Here is a 2822-nt window from a genome sequence, read left to right on the forward strand (position 1 = left end):
CAACCCCGTACTTGGCGACCAGCTATAAGTAGCATTTGGAATTACCGCATCAGAGCCGATAGTTGTTGAAAAGGATGTACAATTCAAATTTTTGTCAATACCCGCTTCTGCTATTGGTGTATTTTTATCAACCGTTACAAGAACTGCATCAGTTGCAGTACAACCAGCAATATTTGTTACAGTAAGTGTATAAGTTGTCGTAACACTTGGATTTGCATTGGGATTTGCAACTGTTGCACTACTTAAATTTGTGGTAGGCGACCAGCTATAAGTATTTCCAATTATTTCAGCAACACCGATAATACTGGAAGTAGTAGTACAATCCAAAATTTTATCACTACCTGCATTGGCAATAGGTTTACACATAAAACCAAAATCAAATGTATGATTATTAACTCCTTCATCCGCCGTTTTTATTAGAATTGTTGGAATATTACTTACCAAAAAGGCATCACTGTTATCATTCGTCGTCCCTGTATTGGTGATTCCTGCCACTTCGCTTGGAGCAGGTGAAATATTTGTCAATGTTAATCCTGTTACAGTGCTATTGCTTCCTAATGTAGTAATTTTAATTTTATAATTTGTATTTGGTAATAATGTACTAATAGAAGATGAAGAAAATATATATTGACCATTTGCATCTGTTGTTGTAGATGCTAATTCGACATCATTATTATTATATAATTTTACTGTAACCCCCTCAAGACTTGGTTCGTTAGGATCCTGAATACCATTGTCATTCATATCTTTCCATACTCTATTTCCGATTTCTATTGGGGCATCATTGCCTAATATTTCGAGGTCTCCAAGACCATTTGCTTTGCCAAAATGCTCTGCACTTCCATCAAAATATACCCCATACCAGTTATTTAGTCCTCCTGTTATAGTGCTGTAAGTATTCATTCCCTGTGTATTCCAATAGGCTTGACCCGTAGATCCACTTGGGTGAGGGTCAAAATTGACTGTCATAATTTGGTCAGTACCTTTAATCAATAAAGAAGAACCTCCAACACTCTCTTCGGCACCATCACCAGAAATATCACTAAAAAATTCATTACTACTTGGGCACCCAGTGCCTCCTTCCAATACAAATCCTGTTGAAGTATTACATACCTTCAATATATCTCCGTAAGCCTGTACGGTTCTGGTTGCAGTACTACCTGTTTGAGGCTTGTAATTGGCCGAGCCAATTTGATGTCCATGTCTATCCATGATAGAAAGATACATCGTGCCATATTGGTCGAATTCAATATCGGATAGAATAGGCTGTGAATAGCGTAAGAAATAACCTCCATCTACTACGGGTGGTTGAGAATATGCGTTCAGCCAATAATGAAACTTTGTGTCATTCGGAAAAAAAGTTCGACGAGCATTTGGGTCAAAACTTAACTTTTGATTAAAGCCAGCTTCTGGATTTGCAGGGTCAAATTCTAAAATATAACATTTTAAATCAGCATCTATTTTTGATATACTTGCATCGTCAGTAACACCAAGATAGCCTTTTCCATTAGAAAAAGCTAAAGCAAAAGGTCTTAAAATGCCTTTTGTACTGGTAGGCATATTAGCAATATTATCAATTTTGTATTCTTTAACTGTACCAGGAAGTGTGGTTCCTGAAACATCAACCGTAACAATTGAACGATTGAATAAATTGATTGCAAATAATGTTTTGCCATCGGGCCCTAAATCAATATCACCATAAGACATTTTTCCCACTTTACCATAAGCATCAAGATCAATAGTTGGTTGAGTTTTGTCAGCTTTTAAGGTATAATCTGATGCTGGACTACCGCAAGCTCCACTGCGGCAAACAGTGCCAAAAGCTAAAGCTACTGTTCCATTACTTGGAACTATACCGTTAAGATTGAATTTTGTGAGATAAGTGGCAGGGTTTGTTGTGTAGTTTAATACATATATATATCCTGGACCATCTAAAATATCTACATGTCTTTTCAAAAAAGTTGAGAAAAACATTCGTTTTTTTGATTTTTGATATGCCATTCCATAAACCGAACCAACTTGCGAAATTGTTGCATCTATTTGAGGCAATAATCCCGTTCCTTGAACGCCATTGTAATTACTATACATCGCATTTAGTCCAGTAGTATTATATCTTATAGATACAATTGCTGCGTCTGGTGCGGCTGTACCAGTAACTAAACCTGAAGCAAAACAAGTAGTAGCTATGTAAGGGTTGTTTCCTGAAAAATAAGTAGGATCATGCAAAGAAAAATCTGCCGAACACGTAGAGCTATTTATGATTTGAACAGATGTTTTTGAATTCGTACCACTTATGCTTGATTCAAATGTTGGATAAACTGTTTTCCAAGTAAATTCTATTTTTACCGGGAAAACTGGGGCAGCAACATACCAATTACCTAAAGCATCGGTGGTCTTGTTGGTGATAGTCCCATTAGTATCCGTAATTTTTACAGTTATACCGCTCATACCTGGTTCGTTAGAGGCTTTTACACCATAAACTCCCAGAATCGAGCCATTCATGGGTAAATCCATAAATACTTTGCCTCCAACATCGGTTATACCACATTGAGCATAACTTTTATATCCCGGTAAAAAGGACATAATTACAATAAAATGGAGTAAGAAAAACTGTTTTTTTCTATGGTTAGGAAATGAATAAAATACTTTCATAATAGCAGTCGTAATATTATTTTGCGGAGATAATGATACCGCCATAACAGTGCCTTACCAAATAGTATGCCATGTCTTGTCCTAAAATAAGTTTACAATTATAGTTGAAAATCCTGATATAGGTTTACAGTTGATTTATTATAATAATTTTTCCAGTATCTTTTCAATTT

General features: G+C 35.9%; 1 protein-coding gene. It reads right to left on the reverse strand.

Annotated elements, in window-relative coordinates:
• Positions 1-2697: SdrD B-like domain-containing protein (locus tag ACH2BV_RS05250; protein ID WP_395049674.1), on the reverse strand; the 2697-nt coding region annotated here is incomplete at its 3' end.
• Between the last annotated feature and the right edge of the window lie 125 nt (positions 2698-2822).

Source organism: Flavobacterium sp. (assembly GCF_043780635.1).
Classification (GTDB): Bacteria; Bacteroidota; Bacteroidia; order Flavobacteriales; family Flavobacteriaceae; genus Flavobacterium.